The sequence below is a fragment of the Streptomyces sp. NPDC001507 genome (assembly GCF_042894765.1).
Lineage (GTDB): Bacteria > Actinomycetota > Actinomycetes > Streptomycetales > Streptomycetaceae > Streptomyces.
On the sequence record NZ_JBIAVV010000001.1, the window covers coordinates 655,090 to 672,425 of the forward strand.

Consider the following 17,336-nt stretch of genomic DNA (forward strand, 5'->3'; position numbering starts at 1 on the left):
CCGCGGGGACACCTGGCCCGCGGTGACGGGAGCGATCACGAGCAGTCATGGGCCCTACTGTCGCATCGCTCCCGTCACCGGGCGCGTCACCGCTTCACGAGTCGTACCGACAGACCGTCTGCCGTGTACACGGGTACGGCCCGCAGCGTGGCGGAGTTCAGCTCCACCGTGTCGAACTGGCCGCGCAGCCGCGGCGCGTCGACGACCGGCAGGGTGCTGCCCGCGGCCGGGGGGTGTTCGGTGTCGAGGGTGAGGGACAGGGTGGCGCCCGTGCCGAGGACGGCCAGGTGCTTCACCGTCAGCGGCGCCTTGCAGCCCTTCGCCACGGTGACCGAGAGGGCGCCCGCCTCCTGCGTGTACGTGCCGCGCACGAACAGCTCCCCGTCGACCCGCAGGGTGCCGGCCGAGACCCGGACGTCACCGCGGCCCAGCGCGTCCTCGGACGCGGCGACCAGGGTGCCGCCGGCCAGCACGGTGCCGCCCCGGTAGTCGTTGTCGCCGGTCAGGGTCAGCGTGCCGGTGCCCTTCTTGGTCAGAGAGCCGTGGCCGTCGATGTCGTTGCGCCAGGTGTCCGCCGCCGCGAAGCCGCCGGCCGCCGCGTCCAGGGTGACCGTGACGTCCGCGTCGAAGGCGCCGTAACCGTCCGCCGCGGCGAACAGGTTCAGGCGCCCCCACTGCTCCGGGCCGTCCAGCAGCACGTACCCGGAGGGCAGGCCGGTCGTGCGCAGCACCTCACGGCGCTGGTCGGCGGTGAGGTACGGCTGCCGGGTCTCCAGCAGCACCTCCGCGCCCTTGGGCACGTCGAACGGCAGCTCGCGGCCCTCCCGGTCCAGGATGTAGGTCAGCCGTGGCGTGGCCGCGCGCTCGTTGGCCTCGCGGTCGGCGTACGGGTCGGTCGCGGTGCCGGCCGAGTGGGCGTAGGCGTACAGGGTGTCGGCGGTGGAGCCGGTCTGCGCCGCGAAGTAGGCGAGGGCCTGGGCGCGCGCGGCCGCCTTGAGGCCGGCGTTGGCCGGGTCGGCGAGGGTGGCGGCGGCGAGCGCGGTGGCCATGATGCGGCCGCCGATCACGTCGACCGTGTTGTGCATACCCGCGACGATCCGGGTGTCGCTCAGCTCCAGGGCCCGGGTGACCAGCTCCTGGAAGCGCTCAGGCACCGCGTACGCGTAGGCGAGGCCCGCCAGGTGGAAGGCGTTGGTGTGGCCGGAGGGGAAGCCGCCGTCGTCGGTGGGGGAGGTGCTGCGCTGGCGCAGCAGCTGCGGGGCGACGACCACGTCGGACTCGTAGACCGGGTAGCCGTAGGCGTCCGTCGTGCCGGTGTCGACGACCTCGCTGTCCTCGTTCATGCGCCACGGACGCGGGTACTGGTAGGCGTACTTGGACGGGTTGCCGGACGCGTAGTTGCCGCGCAGGGTGTCGACCAGGGTGGCCACCTTGCCCAGCGCCGAGTCGTGCGAGCCCGCGCCGAGTGCGGCGCCCGCCGGGGCGTCGGCCGGGACGGCGTCGCTGACCGTGGTGGCGGGCGTGCCGTCGGGGGCGCTGGTGATCGAGGTGACGGCGAGGGCACCGGCCCGGTAGAGGTCGGCGAGCGGGCCGAGTCCGGCGATCATCGCGTAACTCTGGTGCTGGCGGTCGTAGATGAACGCCTTCTTCGCGTCGGCGGCGCTGCGCCTGCGGGTGATCTTCGCGCAGTAGCGCATGTTGTCGCGCAGGACGTCGGCGCGCAGCACGCTCCCGGTGTTCCAGGCGGAACCGGTCTTCCAGACCCGCGCGAAGCCGCCGAGGATGCGGACCACCGCGTTGGTGTCGGCGGTGAGGTTGGTGCTGATGTTCGTCTTGTAGTCGTCGACGAACGCCAGGGCGGTGGCGGCCTTGGCGTCGGCGGCCGCGAGCCAGCCGACGAAGGTCGGTGCCGCCAGCACACCCGCCGACGCACCGAGCGAGGTCTTCAGGAATCCCCGTCGGCCGACGGCGGTTCCACGGACCGGAGGAGCGGAGTGGTGCCCGGCAGGTGACGGCATGGGTGTGCCTCTCTTGAGTTCTTGGCGGAGTTCACGCGGACGGCCGGTGCTCCAGATGCGCGTGAGCGTGTGGGTTCGCGTGCGAAAAGTGTTGAACGAGCGCAGTTCTAGGGCGAGTTCGTGTCCCGGCGGTCATCGCCCGACGACCGTCGCGTGACCCGGAGTTGAACGGCGGCTCTGTGGTTCACCGGAGGAACCGGCCTGGACCTGCGCGTTCGCAGCCTCGAACGGCCCGTGGTCCAGTGGTGCGGAACCGGGCGGGCTGCGGACGGGTTTCTCACAGGATCGAACGCGCCAGCGCCACCGCTCCCTCGACCGGAGGGAGCCGCAACGGCTGCGGCCGGGCGCCGGGTACGGCCTCGGCGAGCGCGGCGGCGAAGGCGTCGTACAGCCGCGGCTGGGAGAGGATCGTGCCGCCCGCGACCACCACGTCGTCCACGGCGAGACCGCGGGCGGCGAGCCGGGCCACGAGGGCGGCGAGGGCGCGGCCGCCGTCGGCTATCACGTCGGCGGCGAGCCGGGAGCCCGCGTCGGCCGCGGCGAAGAGCACCGGGGCGTGCCGGCCCCACTCGGCGGAGACGTCGGAGGCGCCCTCCAGTGCGGCGCCGAGCGCGGGCACCTCGGCCACCCCGAAGGCGGCGACGAGCCCGGTCGCGAGGGCGTCGGGGCCCTCGCCGCGGTCGTGTGCGGCCCAGACGGTGCGGGCGGCCTCCCGGACCAGTCCGGCGGCGCCGCCCTCGTCGCCGAGGACCGCGCCCCAGCCGCCCACCTGCACGGGGCTGCCGTCGGCCTGCCGGCCGACGGCCACCGAGCCGGTGCCGGCCACCAGGCCGACGCCCTTGTCCAGGCCGGCGGCGGGGACGAGGAGTTCCGCGTCGCCCACCACCCGGACGGGCACGCCGAGGAGGTCCCGCAGCGCGGCGGCGATGCCGGCGCACTGGCGGGGCGTCTCACAGGCGTGCCCGCCGACGGCCAGGGCGGCCGGGCGGGTGCCGGTGGGGAGGGCTTCGTGGACCAGCGCGGCCAGCCAGCGGGCCGCGGCGGCCGCGTCGTGCGGCCGCCAGCCGCTGCTCGGCCGGACGTGGTCGGCGACCGGGTCCGGCCCGGCGAAGGCGCGGAGCTGGGTCTTGGTGCCGCCCACGTCGACGCCGACCACGAGCGAGGGAGAAGGTGTGTCCTGCACGGATCCTCTTTCGTCGTCCGGGCGAACAGCGCCGAAGAGCTTGGCCCGGAACGGGTCCGGCGAAGTCCGCCGCGGTTCGGCGGCGCCCCCAAGGGCGCGAGGCGGTAGCCGATGTTGCGGCTACCGCCGCATGGACGCGAACAGCCACGACGGCGCCGCGGGTGAACGACGGCGCATCGCGGCACTTCCAGCGGAGTGCTTGGCTGCGACGGCGGGCGAACCGTGTCTGGCCGAACAGGAGTTGGACAAGTAGGGAAGCCCCGGGACGGGCTTCTTGCGGAGCACGGCAGGCGAGTACCGTGTACTTCGTTAGGAAGTTAACTAACGAAGTACAGTGCGTCAAGAGTTGCCGCGGACTCGATCAACGGGACGCTGTCGAGGCCAGAACCGCGCGGCACAACGGCACCGCATCGCCGCGCTCCCCCGGCACCCGGGGGAGCGCGGCCCCTGACCCATGGGGGAACTGTGGAACACGTCGTGGCTGAGGCCCCCCGGCTCACCGAGAGCGCCGGCGCGGTCTTCGCCGTACTGACCCAGGCCGGCAGCGCCACCCGGCCGCAGCTCGCGAGCCTGGCGGGCCTGTCCAAACCGACGGTCTCCGCCGCCGTCGCGGAGCTGGAGGGGGCCGGGCTCGCCACCCACTCAGGCACCGCCTCCAGCGGCACCGGCCGCTCGGCCGCCGTCTACGGCCTCGGGCCCGCCGCCGGCTCGGTCCTCGCCGTCGACCTCGGCCCGGCCCGCACCCGGGTCCGCGCCTGCGCCCTGGACGGAACCCTGCTCGCCGAGGCGGACACGCCCCGCACCCGGGCGGCCGACGCCGTCCGCGAGGCCCTGGCCGCACTGCCCGCCGGGGCCCCGCTGCGGGCCATCGTCGTCGCCGTCGGCGACGTCACCGCCCCCGACCGGGCGGGCACCGGCATGCGCCCGGCGACGGCCAAGGCGGGGCCCGTCTTCGACGCGGTCTCCGTCGCCCTGCCGCCGGGGGTCCCCGTCCACCTGGAGAACAACGTCAACTGCGCGGCCCTCGCCGAACTCCACGAGGGCGCGGCCCGGGGCCGCCACACCTTCGGCTACCTGCGGATCGGCGTCGGTATCGGTCTGGGCATCGTCATCGGCGGCCACGTGCTGCGCGGCGCCAACGGCGCGGCCGGTGAGCTCGCCCGGCTGCCCTACCCCTGGGACGACGACCGGGAGCCCCGCCAGGAGGCCCTGGAGGCCTACGTCGGCTCGCAGGCCCTGCTGCGCCGGGCCGCCGAGGCCTGGCCGGAGACCGACGGTCCGTGCCCGCGCACCGCCGAACGGCTCTTCGCGCTGGCGGCCCAGGGCCGGGAGCCCGCCCGTGCCCTGGTCGCCCGGCACGCCGCCGACGTGGGCCGGCTGGCCGCCGCGGTGGCCGCCGTACTGGATCCGGGGCTGATCGTGCTGGGCGGCAGCACGGGCGCGGACCCGCAGGTCCTGCCCGGGGTGCGGGCCGAGCTGGGGCGGCTGAGCTGGCCCACCGAGGTGGTCAGCAGCCAGATCGGCGATCTCGGTACCGTGGTGGGCGCCGCCCGGCTTGCCGTGGCCAAGGGAGTCCAAACCGTGACCGAAGGCGCGCAGGCGAAGGATTGACGGTTCCTGATCGGTCTGCCAATGTCCGGACAAGCGCTTTCTAAGTCGGCCGGGACGCCGGCTTGGGGCGAGCCTCCCAGCCCGTACACGACGTACGGCAACCGCACGAGGGCGTGCCCGTGCGGTGACGGCCAGGACGGCCGGGGACCTCACTCCGCGTGGATGATGCGGCCGGGCGAGGCCGCACCCCCCGGAAAGCGACCTTTCCTTCAAAATGCACCAGTGCCGCCTCAGCCGGCGCCGTGCTCCGTCCGTTCGACGAAATGGGATCGAAGATGACCACTGTGGGTGTGCGGCGCACCAGCCGACTCGGCCGCGGCGGTATGCGCCGCCTGATTCCCCTCGCTGCCGTGGCCTCGGCAGGAGCCCTGCTGCTCTCCGCCTGCGGGTCGGGGTCCGGCTCGGGCGGTACCTCCAAGTCGCTGACGTTCTGGATCTCCACGGTTCCGGGACAGGACGCGGGCTGGAAGAAGCTGGTGGCGCAGTACAAGAAGGAAACCGGCGTCGACGTCAAGCTCGTCAACATCCCCTACGACGGCTACCCGACGAAGCTGCACAACGCCGCCCAGGCGAACTCGCTGCCGGATGTCGCCGACGTCCCGGCCCTTGACCCGATCTGGTCGAACAAGCTGATCGACCTCAGCTCCATCGCCGACAACAAGAGCTACAACATCAACGCCAACTTCCTCGCCAAGGACTCGTCCGGGAAGGTGCTGTCCATCCCCTCGGACGTCACCGCCTCCGGCCTGTTCATCAACAAGACGCTGTTCGAGAAGGCCGGCGTCTCCGTCCCGGCCTCGCCCTCGGACACCTGGACCTGGACCGAGTTCATCGCGGCGGCGAACAAGGTCCGGGAGAAGACCGGCGCCAAGTACTCGCTGACCTTCGACCAGTCGCCGTCCCGGCTGCGCGCCATGGTGTACGAGATGGGCGGCAAGTACGTCCACGCCGACTCCTCCGGCAAGTTCTCGGTGGACGACGCGACCAAGAAGGCCGTGAAGTACTTCGTCGGACTCAACGACGACAAGACCATGCCGAAGTCGGTGTGGACCAGCGGCGCCGACCCGTCCGCCATGTTCCAGAGCGGTGACGTGGTCGCCTACTGGTCCGGCGTGTGGCAGGTCGCCTCCTTCGCGGACAGCATCAAGAAGTTCGAGTGGGCGAGCGTCCCGACCCCCGCCCAGCCGGTGCAGGCCAGTGACGTCAACAGCGGCGGCATGATGGTCGGCTTCAACAACAACGGCGCCGCGGCCACCGCCGCGGAGAAGTTCATGTCCTGGGTGTACGACCCGAAGCAGTACACCGAGCTGGTCGAGACCTCCGGGTTCCTCCCGGTCGAGAGCGGTCTGAGCCCGAAGTACCCCTTCACCTCCGACGCGGCGCAGGCGGCGTTCAAGCTGTACAACCAGGAGATCCCGCTCTACGACCCGATCTCGGGCTACTTCAACAACGCGCAGTCCGCGTGGGTGCTGAAGGGCAAGAGCCTCACCACCGACCCGACCAAGACGGAGCTCGGCAAGGCGATCAACGGCCAGCAGTCGGCCGACAAGGCCCTCCAGAACATCGTGGACGGCTACAACCAGCAGGTCGGCGGCTGATCGCGGGCCGGCGGGCCGGGCAGCGGGGTCGAGACGCCGCCGCCCGGCCCGGGCGCCCCCACGAGCACGGGCTCAGGGCCTGGGCCCACGGCAATCCATCCCCACAGCACGGAGTCAGGAAGATGACAAAACGCGCCTCGGACGTGTCCGGGAGCCCGCCCAGGCGACGCAGCACCTACACCTTCGCGCCGCTCGTCCTCATCGCGGCCAACGTCGTGCTCTTCGCACTGTTCTTCGTGTGGCCGGCGGTGATCGGGCTCGTCTACTCCTTCACGAACTACACCGGCGTGGGAGCGTTCCAGTTCATCGGACTGGACAACTACACCAACCTGTTCGGCGACTCCACCTTCTACGACGCGCTGACGCGGACGCTGCTGTACACCGTGCTGGTCGTGCCGCTGAACTTCGCGCTCTCGCTCCTCATCGCCAACCTGGTGGTGAGCAAGCAGGCCAAGGGCGCGTCGATCGCGCGGGTCATCTTCTTCGTCCCGTGGCTCATCTCGCCCATCGTCGTCGGCGTCCTGTGGCGGTGGCTGTTCGGTGAGAACTTCGGACTGATCAACTACGTCATCGAGAAGCTCGGCGGGCACGCGATCGCCTGGCAGTCCAACGCCGACCTGTCGCTGGGCGTGGTCGTGATGGCCGGCGCCTGGTGGGGAACGGCCTTCTCGATGCTGCTGTTCATCGCGGCGATCAAGAACGTGCCCACCTCGTACTACGAGGCGGCCTCGCTCGACGGCGCCGGCCCCTGGCGCCAGTTCATCAGCATCACACTGCCGAGCATCGCGCCGACGTCCTTCATCGTCATCCTCCTCAACACGATCAACGCGATGAAGGAGTACCCGCTGTTCGTCTCCCTCAACAACGGCGGACCCGGCACCTCGAACAACCTGCTTGTCCAGTACATCTACCAGACCGGATTCAACCGGGGCCAGATCGGCTACGCGAGCGCCGCGTCGTTCGTGCTCATGCTCATCCTGATGGCCGTCGCGATCATCCAGCTGATCGCCAACCGGCGGATGGAGAACCGATGACCACCACAGACACGCCGCGTCCGGTCGACGCCGGTTCCGTGCAGGCCCTCTCCAAGAGGCGGCCCCGCGGCGGGCGCGACGGCGGGCTCAGGCGGGCGGTACCCGCGACGACCCTGCTGTGGGTCCTGGCCGCCCTCTACGGGCTGCCGGTGCTGTGGTTCGTCCTCAGCTCCTTCAAGCCGGCGGGAGACCTCTTCTCCCTTCCGCTGACGGTGGTTCCGCACCACCCCACCCTGTCGGGCTACAAGGCCGCGTGGGACAGCGCCAACTTCTCCCAGTACTTCATCAACACGGCCCTCGTGTGCGTGATCACGACGATCCTCACGGTGGGCGTCAGCTGCTGCACCGGGTACGCACTGGCCAAGTACGACAACAGATGGCTCAAGGCGTTCTTCATCTGCATCCTGGCCACCACGATGCTGCCGTCCGAGGTCATGCTCGCCCCGGAGTTCCTGGTCGTCCGCGACCTCGGCCTCTACAACTCGTTCGGCGGCATCATCCTCCCGGCCGTGCTCACCGCCACCGGATGCTTCATGTTCCGCCAGTTCTTCCTGACGGTCCCCGACGAACTCGTCGAGGCCGCCCGCATCGACGGCGCCCGTGAACTGTCGATCTTCCTGAGGATCATGGTGCCGATCTCCCGGCCCATCATGCTGACCCTCGCCATCCTGTCCTTCCAGTGGCGGTGGAACGACTACATCTGGCCGCTGCTGATGCTCAACGACCCCAACAAGTTCACCGTGCAGATCGGCATCCAGAGTCTCGTCGGGGCGCAGAACATCAACTGGTCGGTGCTGCTGGGCGGATCGGTCATCTCCATGATTCCGCTGATCCTCGTCTTCCTGGTGTTCCAGCGGTACGTCATGAGCGCCGACATCAACGCCGGACTGAAGGACTGACCTTGACCGCCCTGCTCGACCACGAGTTCGTCCGCGCAGTGGCGCTCGCCGCCGACAGGTCGGCCGCCCTGCTCGAGGCCGACCCGTCGGCGGAGTTCATCGGGCCGCACCGCGCCCTGGCCCGGCGGGTGAAGACCCTGGTCGCGGCGTACCGCTCGCCGGAGTCGGCCCTGCACGGCAGCGAGCGGGCCGTCGCCGCCGCGCTGACCCACCTCCGTGCCCTGCGGTCCCTGCAGACGGCCTCCGGCCTCTTCGCGGGCGGCGACAACGTGCAGTCGCCGCCGGACTCCGCGTTCACCGTCAACGACGTGTGCGACGCGCACGTCCTCGCCGCGGACGCGGGGCCGGAACTGGCTGACGTCACGGCGGCGCTCGCCGACATCGCGGGCGCCGCCACCGGCCCTCTGCTGACCGGCGGGGTGCACACCCCGAACCACCGCTGGGAGCTGTCCGCGGCGCTGGCCCGGCTGCACCGCTCGTTCCCGGACGCCCGGCTGCTCGCCCGCGCCGAGGAATGGCTCGCCGAGGGCGTCGACATCGACGCGGACGGCCTGTACTCGGAACGCAGTGCCGTCTACGCGTCCATCGTGACCAACCCGTCGCTGCTGTTGCTGGCCCAGGTGCTCGGGCGTACCGACCTGCTGGACGCCGTCGAACGCAACCTCACCGCGACCCTGGACCTGATCAGGCCGGACGGCACGGTGGAGACCGTCCACTCGCGACGGCAGGACCAGAAACACCCGTTCCCGCTGGCGCCCTACCTGCCGCACTACCGGCTGCTCGCGATCCGCACCGGCCGGGGCGACTTCGCCCGCGCGGCCCGCCTGGCGGCCGCCGACGGCATCAACGACCCCGACCTGCTCGCCCAGACCCTCCTCACCCCGGATCTGTGCCGTGCACTGCCGGCCCCGGCCGCGGAGAAGCTGCCGCGCGACCGGTACCTCCCCGCCGCACGCCTCGCCGCGCACGTCTCGGCCACCGCGCACACCGTGGTGTACGGCGGCTCCGACGTGCCCGAGCACCGGCGCATCCGCTCGGGCCTCGCCAGCAACCCCACCTTCCTGCGCCTGTTCGCGGGTGCCGCCGTCCTCGACGCGGTCCGCCTCTCGCGGGTGTTCTTCGACCTGGGCCCGTTCCGCGCCGCCGCCATGGAACAGCTCGCCGACAACCGGTACCGGCTCACCCAGACCCTCACCACCGCCTACTACCAGCCGCTCCCGAAGGACCGGAGGCGCGACGACGGCGCCTACCGTCTGGTGGACGAGGGCCGCTTCTCCGCGGCGATGGCCTTCCCCGACCGCCCTCAGGACGAGGTCTCCCACACGACCCGAGTCGAGGTCGACCTGCGGGAGGACGGGGCCGACCTGCGGATCGACATCAGCGGCCCCTCGGTGCCCTGGGCCCTCGAACTGACCTTCCGGCCGGGCGGCGAGCCGCAGGGCGCCGTACCGCTCGGGGACGGACGCTGGTGCCTGACGACCGAGCCGGTGACCTACCGCGTCGGCGACGACGAGATCCGGGTCGAGGCCGCCGTCGAGACGGGTGGACCGCTCGCCGGACCGGACCGGAGCGACGTACTGCGCTACGACCCGGGGCAGGACTACACCGTGGTCGGCGGCACGGACGCGACGACCGGCAACCGCGTCTACCTCGGCGGACACGGACCGCAGACACTGACCCTCACACTGCGCGCCACATCTCAGGCATGAAGGGCTGATCTCCTTGCACCTCCCACGCCAGCTCGGGCCGCTGCACGACCTGCCGGACACCCCGGAGGCATACGACGCCGTCCTCGCCGACGTCACCGAGCAGGCCCTCGCGCGCCTCACCCCCGAGGGCAACCTCGAACACCCGGAAGCCGACGACGACATCGGCGACACCTCGCTCGGCGTCACCTCCCTGCTGGCCCTCGCCTGGCAGCGCTCCAAGGACCCGCGCCTGCCCGAGGCGGTGCACCGCAGCCTCGCCTTCCATCTGCGGGAGCGGGTCTACCGCGAGGACAACCCCGGCTACCCGAACCTCAGGGTCCGCAACTCCGGCCTGCCGTACGCCCGTTACGTCCTCGATGCCGGCGCGCACCCCATCGGCGACTGGCCGAGCACCGTGTGGGCGCTGCTGCAGACGGTCAACCTGCTCGACCTGGCCGAGGGACTCGTCGACGAGGAGCAGCGGACCGAGCTGCTGGAGGTGGCGCGGGGCTACTGGCGCTGGCTCACCGAGGCGACCTTCTTCAACCCGCAGGAGGCCGGCAACCAGGCCATCGGGTGCGTGGTCGGCGGACTGATGCTCGCCCGCCATCTGCCGGACGCCCCGGCGGACGCGATGCGCGAGCGCGCCCTGCGGCTGTACCTCGACGAGATCCGCGCCCACCGGGTCCCGGACCGGGGCGCGCTGCTGCCGCCCGAGCACGGCGGCGCCTACGACAACAACTACGGCCCGATCTCGCTGTCCTTCCTCGCCCAGGCCCACCGGATCAGCGGCGCCGAGATGTTCGCCGAGGACGGCGACGCGCTCGCCCGCTACATCGACGCCCGCCTGCCGAACGGCGGCTTCGACAACGGCGGCCCCCGCTACAGCGAACAGCACTCCGGCTTCGAATCCGTGCTCGGGCTGCGCTACTTCGGCGCCCGGATCGGCTCCGACCTGGGCCGCTACCGGGGCGACACCAACTGGGGCCGGCACGCGGTCAAGCCGGACGGCGGTGTCGACGGGCACTTCGCCTGGATGCTGGTCTGGCAGATCCAGGACCCCACCCCCTGGCACCGCGAACCGTCGACGGCCCCCGCCCGCCACCAACTCCGCGCCGAGTCGGTCTCGGTGGCCTTCGACCACCGCATGACCCCGTCGCTGATCGAGGCGGGCGGCACCTACTACCTGCCGGCGGCGGTGAACCGGCAGCACGGCTTCGGCCCGGTCCTGGACGGCTTCCTGTACTGCCGGCCGATGGGCGAGGTCCGGGTCCGGGACGTCCATGCCGACGGCCTGACCGCCAAGCTGGTCAGCAAGCCGGTCGTGGGCCGCGACCAAGTCCTGCGCCACGTGCGCTCCCTGTACGTCACGGACGGCACCCGGCTCTGGGTGACGGTGGCCGTGGAACGCCTGGACGGGTCGCCGTACCTGCTGGCCGGGCTGCCCTATGCGGCCGACGACGGCGACCGGGTGCGGCGGGTCGCCGAGGGCGAGATCGCCGCGGCGGGCGCCCTGCGCCTCACGCACCCCGCCGGGCAGAGCGCGGACCACTTCGACGCGCGCGCCGAACTCACCCAGGAGCAGGCCGCGTTCGTCCTCGCCGCCGACCCGCGCGGGTACGGCAACCCGGACGAGGGCTGGCGCCACCTGGTCGCCTCCACGGCGTACGAGGCCGAACCGGCGCCGGGCGCGCCGGAGAAGCTGCACGTGTTCGCCGTGCGGTACGGGGCCGGTGGCGACTTCGCGCCGACGTTCGAGGGTGATCTGACTGTGCGGACCGAGGCGTTCACGGCCGTCGTCGGGGCCGAGGATGCGCACGGGGTTCCCGGACTGGCGCTCGCCGCCTGCTGAGCGCTGCCCGGGCACTGCGCGACAGGCCGTCTGCCGACTGCGGCGACGTCGTGGCTGGTCGCGCAGTTCCCCGCGCCCCTTACGGGGCGCTTCACCTGCCCGCGTCGTAAGGCGCGGGCAGGGCCGTCCCGGGAACGACCAGGTCCGCCCGGTCCCGGGTGGCGGCGACCAGGTCGGCGTTGAGCTGGTCGGTGCCCGCCACCCAGGCCACCGCCTGGTCGTGGCCCTTGCCGAACTCCTCGTGCCGGGCGACCAGCCGACGTACCCGCTCGCCCTCGTCGATCTCGCAGAACCACACCTCGTCCAGGGCCGGCCGCACCCGCGCCCACAAACCGTCCGTCAGCAGCAGGTAGTTGCCCTCCGTCACCACCAGCCGGGCGGTCGGCAGGACGGGGATGGCGCCCGCGATCGGCTGCTCCAGGACCCGCTCGAAGCCCGGCGCGTACACCACGACGTCCGGCTCCGCGCGCAGCCGCCGCAGCAGCGCCGCGTATCCGCCCGCGTCGAAGGTCGCGGGCGCCCCCTTGCGGTCCCGCAGGCCGAGGCGGTCCAACTCGACATCCGCCAGGTGGAACCCGTCCATCGGCACGTGTGCGGCCCACGGCTCACCGGCGCCGTTCAGCTCCCGCACCAGATGCTCGGCCAGAGTCGTCTTGCCGGCACCGGGGCTGCCCGCGATGCCGAGGATCGCACGCGGGGCCCGTTCGGAGAGTGAACGGGCACGGTCGAGAAGGTCGTCGAAAGTCAGCGGCACGCAAAAAGTGTGACACCGGGCCCGGAATGTGGTGTGCGCCACCCCCTTGAATCCGTCCGGTGGGGAAGATGCGGGTCATGACTGCACTCGGTCTGCCCGACACCATCCAGGCCTGTCTCTTCGATCTCGACGGGGTCGTCACCAAGACGGCCGTCGTGCACGCGGCGGCCTGGAAGGAGACCTTCGACGCCTTCCTGCGCGGCCACGACGGACAACGGCCCTTCGACGCGGTCGCCGACTACGACGAGTACGTCGACGGACGCCCGCGCGCCGACGGGGTCCGCGCCTTCCTCGACTCCCGCGGCATCCACCTGCCCGAGGGCACCGCGGACGACCCACCGGACGCCCCGACCGTGCACGGCCTCGGCAACCGCAAGAACGAACTGCTGCTGGAGAAGATCCGCACCCAGGGCGTCGAGGCCTACGACGGCACCCTGCGCTACCTGGAGGCGGTCCGCGCGCACGGGCTGCGCACCGCGATCGTCTCCTCCAGCGCCAACTGCCGTGACGTACTGCGTTCCATCGGCGCCGAGCACTTCTTCGACGTCCGGATCGACGGCGTCGTGGCCGCCGAGCGGCACCTCCCCGGCAAGCCGCACCCGGACACCTTCCTGGCCGCCGCCCACGACCTGGGGGTCGAACCGGCCGCCGCCGCGGTCTTCGAGGACGCCCTCGCAGGGATGGACGCGGGTCGCGCGGGCCGTTTCGGGTACGTCGTCGGCGTGGACCGCGTCGGGCAGACGGACGCCCTGTACGCACACGGCGCGGACACCGTCGTGAAGGACCTCGCCGAGCTGGGAGGCAAGGAGTGATCACCCAACGGGCGTACGCCGTGGAACCCTGGACGGTCCGCGAGACCGCGCTCAACCTCGACGTGCTCGCACAGAGCGAGTCGGTGTTCGCACTGTCCAACGGGCACGTCGGCTGGCGCGGCAACCTCGACGAGGGCGAACCGCACGGCCTGCCGGGCAGCTACCTCAACGGCGTGCACGAGGTGCACCCGCTGCCGTACGCGGAGGCCGGCTACGGCTACCCGGAGTCCGGGCAGACCGTCATCAACGTCACCAACGGCAAGATCCTGCGGCTGCTGGTCGACGACGAGCCCTTCGACCTGCGCTACGGCCGGCTCGTCGCCCACGAGCGGGTCCTCGACCTGCGCCGCGGCGTCCTGGAGCGGACCTGCGAGTGGACCTCGCCGGCCGGCTCCACCGTGCGGGTGCGCTCGACCCGGCTGGTGTCGCTGACCCAGCGGGCGATCGCCGCCGTCTCCTACGAGGTGGAGGCCGTCGACCGCCGCTGCCGGATCGTGGTCCAGTCCGAGCTGGTCGCCAACGAGCAACTGCCCGAGGCGAACGGCGATCCCCGTGCCGCGCTCGCACTGCAGTCGCCGCTGGAGCAGGAGGACGACTTCGCCTCCGGGCAGCGGCTGCGTCTCGTGCACCGCACCCGGCGCAGTGGCCTGCGGGTCGCGGTCGCCGCCGACCACACCGTCTCCGGCCCCGAGCGGACCTCGGTGCGCGCCGAGAGCGGAGTGGACGTGGCCCGGATGACCGTCACCTCCGTCCTGGAGCCCGGGCAGCGGCTGCGGGTGGAGAAGTTCGTCGCCCACGGCTGGTCCGGGGTGCGCTCGCTGCCCGCCATGGCCGACCAGGTGGACGCGGCGCTCGCGGCCGCCGCCCACGAGGGCTGGCAGGGGCTCGCCGACGAGCAGCGCGGCTACCTGGACGACTTCTGGTCCCGTGCCGACGTGGAGGTGGACGGCGACGAGGAGGTCCAGCAGGCCGTCCGCTTCGCCCTCTTCCACGTCCTGCAGGCGGGGGCCCGCGCCGAACAGCGGGCGATACCCGCCAAGGGCCTCACCGGCTCCGGGTACGACGGGCACGCCTTCTGGGACACCGAGATGTTCGTGCTGCCCGTCCTCACCCACACCGCCCCCGGCGCCGTCGCCGAGGCGCTGCGCTGGCGGCACAACACCCTGCCCGCCGCCCGCGAACGTGCCGCCCAGCTCGGTCTGGAGGGGGCCGCGTTCCCGTGGCGGACCATCGCGGGACCGGAGGGCTCGGCCTACTGGCCGGCCGGCACCGCCGCCTTCCACGTCAACGCCGACGTCGCCGACGCCGTGGTCCGCTATGTCGCCGCCACCGGCGACACCGACTTCGAACGGGACACCGGCGTCGAGCTGCTCGTCGAGACCGCCCGCTTGTGGCGCTCGCTCGGCCACCACGACAGCCGCGGCGCCTTCCACATCGACGGCGTCACCGGCCCCGACGAGTACAGCGCGGTCGCCGACGACAACACGTACACCAACCTGATGGCCCGCGCGAACCTGCTGGCCGCCGCCGACGCCGTCGAACGCCACCCGCGGCAGGCGGCGGAGCTCGGCGTCGACGCGGAGGAGAGCGCCGCCTGGCGCGACGCGGCCGAGGCCATGCACATCGCCTACAACCACGAGCTCGGCGTCCACGAACAGAGCGCCGGGTTCACCCGCTACCAGCGCTGGGACTTCGAGAACACCCGCCCCGACCAGTACCCGCTGCTGCTGAACTTCCCGTACTTCGACCTCTACCGCAAACAGGTCGTCAAACAGGCCGACCTGGTCCTCGCGATGTACACCTGCGAGTCGTACTTCGACGAGGAGCACATCGCCCGCAACTTCGCCTACTACGAGCCGCTGACCGTACGCGACTCCTCGCTGTCCGCCTGCTGCCAGGCCGTCGTCGCCGCCCAGGCCGGCCACCTCACGCTCGCCCACGCCTACACCGCCGAGGCCGCGCTGATGGACCTCGACGACCTGGAGCACAACACCCGCGACGGACTGCACATCGCCTCCCTCGCCGGCACCTGGATGGCCCTGGTCGCCGGGTTCGGCGGACTGCGTCACTACGACGACGGCGCCCGCTTCGCCCCCCGACTGCCCGAACGGCTGCGCCGTCTCGCCTTCAGCCTGCAGCTGCGCGGCAGCAGGCTGCGCGTGGAGATCGGCGCCGACAAGGCGACGTACACCCTGCTGGACGGCCCGCCGCTGACGGTGTACCACCACGGCGAGCCGGTGACGGTCGGCACGGAGAGCCCGGCGGTACGGGCGGTGCCGCCCACCAGGCCGGGGCCGACACCGACCCAGCCGCTGCACAGGGCACCGACTCGACCGGTGTGAGCGACGGCGCCCCGTCGTTCAGGGGCGCGGGGAACTGCGACCAGCCACACACGACCGGCACTCGACGACGCGTCGGTACCCCTACGGCGTGATCGGTCGTCCGCGCCGCCGTCGTGGCTGGTCGCGCAGTTCCCCGCGCCCCCGAAAAGAACCCCGAAAAGAAGGGGCGCTCACGTGAGGGCGTCGTACAGGAGCCGTACCAGGTCGCCCGTCGCGTCCGCCGCGAACAGGGCCGCCAGTGCGCCCAGGGCGAGGACGGCCGCTGCGGCGGGCCACAACTGCGGGGGCGGAGTCTTCTGGAGCGCCGCGATCCGGCGCGTCACCGCGCGGTCCGTGAAGTGGAGGGCGCAGGCCGGGTGCGCGGCGCGGCCCGCGCTGAGGGCCGCCCGGGCGAGCGCCCGGGCGGTGGTGCCGCGGTCGCCGACCTCGGTCGCCGCCTGCTCGTCCGCCCACCGCTCCGCCAGGAAGGTCACCGCGGAACGGACCGGTCCGAGCAGCGGATCGGCGGCGGCCGCGAGCGTCACCGCCGTCACCAGGCGGCCGTGCCGGTGGCGCAGGTGGGCGCGCTCGTGCGCGAGCAGCACCCGCCGCTCCGCCGGTGCCAGCGCGCCCAGCATCGCCGAGGTGACCAGGATGCGGCCCGGCCGGCCCGGGATCGCGAACGCCTGCGGCACCTCGCAGGCCGCCACCACCAGTTCGGTGTCCCGCGGATGCCCCTCGCACAGCCGCCGCAGCGCCCGCCGGGTGCGCCGCTCGGCCCGCACCGCCCGCTGCACCCGCCACACCACCACGACCAGCGCCAGGCAGGCGGCGACGCCGATCACCTCGGGCACCGGGTCGGCCAGCGAACGCCCGTCCTCGTGCGCCTCCCGGACCACCGACGGGGCGTCGCCCAGCAGGGCCGTCGCCAGGAGGATCAGCGACCAGGTGGCCGCGGCGGCGGTCAGCACCGCGGCGGACGCGAGGACGCGCGCCGCCAGCGCCGGCGCGACCCGGCGCGCTGTCACCGGGCTGACCAGGGACAGCAGCAGGGAGACCAGCAGCGGGGTGTAGACGTCGAACCTCATGCGCCGCCTCCGGCGAACAGGTTCCGCAGCGCCCGCTCCTCCTCCGGGCTCAGCCCGGACACGAACTGCTGGAGCGCCGCGATCGGGTCCGGTCCCCGGTCCAGGGCCTCGTGCATGGCCTCGGCGGTCAGCTCTGCCGCGTTCTTCGCCGGCCGGTACGCACCGCGCCGCCCGTCCGCGTCGCGCAGGACGAGCCCCTTGTCGTACAGCCGCTTCAGGATGGTGTGGACCGTGTTGTACGCGAGTCCGCCACCGATCTCGGTCTGGATCTCGGCCGGGGTCAACGGGCGCTCGGTCGCCCACAGGGCCGCCAGGACCTCGCTCTCCAGCTCTCCGGCGCTGCGCCGCTCCGTCCTGCCGCGGGACCCTGTGCCAGCCATGGCCCAACCTTACAGCGCGTAGTGCCGCCGTTCGTATGGACGTACCCGCGCTGCCTCCGCCGGTAAGTCCGGTTAATTTGTCAGTGTTTGTCCCTGAA

Annotated in this window: 13 protein-coding genes; 8 read left to right on the forward strand and 5 right to left on the reverse strand. The window is 72.3% G+C overall.

The features are described from left to right. Positions 1–86: 86 nt before the first annotated feature. Together ACFY0K_RS03075 and ACFY0K_RS03080 are read right to left on the reverse strand one after the other, a co-directional pair. Positions 87–2,018 carry a phosphatase PAP2 family protein gene (locus ACFY0K_RS03075; protein ID WP_390638307.1) on the reverse strand — a complete coding sequence of 644 codons (1,932 nt, stop codon included), beginning with the start codon at positions 2,016–2,018 and terminating at the stop codon, positions 87–89. A gap of 277 nt (positions 2,019–2,295) precedes the next feature. Beyond that, complete coding sequence (locus ACFY0K_RS03080) at positions 2,296–3,201, reverse strand: N-acetylglucosamine kinase (protein ID WP_390638308.1); 906 nt, start codon at positions 3,199–3,201, stop codon at positions 2,296–2,298. A gap of 477 nt (positions 3,202–3,678) precedes the next feature. Here ACFY0K_RS03080 and ACFY0K_RS03085 point away from each other — a divergent pair, with 477 nt between their 5' ends. From ACFY0K_RS03085 to ACFY0K_RS03110, 6 genes are all read left to right on the forward strand, one after another. After that, positions 3,679–4,812 carry an ROK family transcriptional regulator gene (locus ACFY0K_RS03085; protein ID WP_390638309.1) on the forward strand — a complete coding sequence of 378 codons (1,134 nt, stop codon included), beginning with the start codon at positions 3,679–3,681 and terminating at the stop codon, positions 4,810–4,812. 275 nt (positions 4,813–5,087) lie between these two features. Beyond that, positions 5,088–6,410 carry an ABC transporter substrate-binding protein gene (locus tag ACFY0K_RS03090; RefSeq protein ID WP_390638310.1) on the forward strand — a complete coding sequence of 441 codons (1,323 nt, stop codon included), beginning with the start codon at positions 5,088–5,090 and terminating at the stop codon, positions 6,408–6,410. A gap of 122 nt (positions 6,411–6,532) precedes the next feature. Further along, positions 6,533–7,444, forward strand: a complete 912-nt coding sequence (locus tag ACFY0K_RS03095) for a carbohydrate ABC transporter permease (RefSeq protein WP_390638311.1) — start codon at positions 6,533–6,535, stop codon at positions 7,442–7,444. After that, positions 7,441–8,343: a carbohydrate ABC transporter permease gene (locus tag ACFY0K_RS03100; protein WP_390638312.1), complete on the forward strand. Its 903-nt coding sequence runs from the start codon at positions 7,441–7,443 to the stop codon at positions 8,341–8,343. Before ACFY0K_RS03095 ends, ACFY0K_RS03100 begins: the two co-directional genes overlap by 4 nt. 2 nt (positions 8,344–8,345) lie before the next feature. Beyond that, the gene (locus ACFY0K_RS03105) at positions 8,346–10,052 is read left to right on the forward strand and encodes a hypothetical protein (RefSeq protein ID WP_390638313.1); all 1,707 of its coding nucleotides are present in this window, start codon (positions 8,346–8,348) and stop codon (positions 10,050–10,052) included. Between the two features lie 13 nt (positions 10,053–10,065). Next, the gene (locus ACFY0K_RS03110; RefSeq protein ID WP_390638314.1) at positions 10,066–11,883 is read left to right on the forward strand and encodes a hypothetical protein; all 1,818 of its coding nucleotides are present in this window, start codon (positions 10,066–10,068) and stop codon (positions 11,881–11,883) included. Positions 11,884–11,974: 91 nt separating this feature from the next. Here ACFY0K_RS03110 and ACFY0K_RS03115 read toward each other — a convergent pair whose 3' ends face one another. After that, on the reverse strand, positions 11,975–12,637 hold the full coding sequence (locus tag ACFY0K_RS03115; protein ID WP_390638315.1) for a nucleoside/nucleotide kinase family protein: 663 nt from the start codon (positions 12,635–12,637) through the stop codon (positions 11,975–11,977). Positions 12,638–12,714: 77 nt separating this feature from the next. On the opposite strand from ACFY0K_RS03115, the gene ACFY0K_RS03120 reads away from it, so the two are divergent. After that, positions 12,715–13,449: a beta-phosphoglucomutase family hydrolase gene (locus ACFY0K_RS03120; RefSeq protein ID WP_390638316.1), complete on the forward strand. Its 735-nt coding sequence runs from the start codon at positions 12,715–12,717 to the stop codon at positions 13,447–13,449. Then, positions 13,446–15,791 carry a glycoside hydrolase family 65 protein gene (locus ACFY0K_RS03125; RefSeq protein WP_390638317.1) on the forward strand — a complete coding sequence of 782 codons (2,346 nt, stop codon included), beginning with the start codon at positions 13,446–13,448 and terminating at the stop codon, positions 15,789–15,791. The genes ACFY0K_RS03120 and ACFY0K_RS03125 overlap by 4 nt, the downstream gene beginning before the upstream one ends. 170 nt (positions 15,792–15,961) lie before the next feature. Here ACFY0K_RS03125 and ACFY0K_RS03130 read toward each other — a convergent pair whose 3' ends face one another. Next, the gene (locus tag ACFY0K_RS03130) at positions 15,962–16,858 is read right to left on the reverse strand and encodes a M56 family metallopeptidase (protein WP_390638318.1); all 897 of its coding nucleotides are present in this window, start codon (positions 16,856–16,858) and stop codon (positions 15,962–15,964) included. Continuing rightward, positions 16,855–17,238 (reverse strand): BlaI/MecI/CopY family transcriptional regulator, encoded by a 384-nt coding sequence (locus ACFY0K_RS03135; protein ID WP_294007099.1) that lies wholly within the window; start codon positions 17,236–17,238, stop codon positions 16,855–16,857. The genes ACFY0K_RS03130 and ACFY0K_RS03135 overlap by 4 nt, the downstream gene beginning before the upstream one ends. Positions 17,239–17,336 lie beyond the last annotated feature (98 nt).

Excerpts from the sequence above, each read along its gene's own strand:
- ACFY0K_RS03075 (WP_390638307.1), bottom strand. The coding sequence starts at position 2,018 with ATGCCGTCACCTGCCGGGCACCACTCCGCTCCTCCGGTCCGTGGAACC.
- ACFY0K_RS03090 (WP_390638310.1), top strand. The coding sequence starts at position 5,088 with ATGACCACTGTGGGTGTGCGGCGCACCAGCCGACTCGGCCGCGGCGGT.
- ACFY0K_RS03095 (WP_390638311.1), top strand. The coding sequence starts at position 6,533 with ATGACAAAACGCGCCTCGGACGTGTCCGGGAGCCCGCCCAGGCGACGC.
- ACFY0K_RS03100 (WP_390638312.1), top strand. The coding sequence starts at position 7,441 with ATGACCACCACAGACACGCCGCGTCCGGTCGACGCCGGTTCCGTGCAG.
- ACFY0K_RS03120 (WP_390638316.1), top strand. The coding sequence starts at position 12,715 with ATGACTGCACTCGGTCTGCCCGACACCATCCAGGCCTGTCTCTTCGAT.
- ACFY0K_RS03130 (WP_390638318.1), bottom strand. The coding sequence starts at position 16,858 with ATGAGGTTCGACGTCTACACCCCGCTGCTGGTCTCCCTGCTGCTGTCC.
- ACFY0K_RS03135 (WP_294007099.1), bottom strand. The coding sequence starts at position 17,238 with ATGGCTGGCACAGGGTCCCGCGGCAGGACGGAGCGGCGCAGCGCCGGA.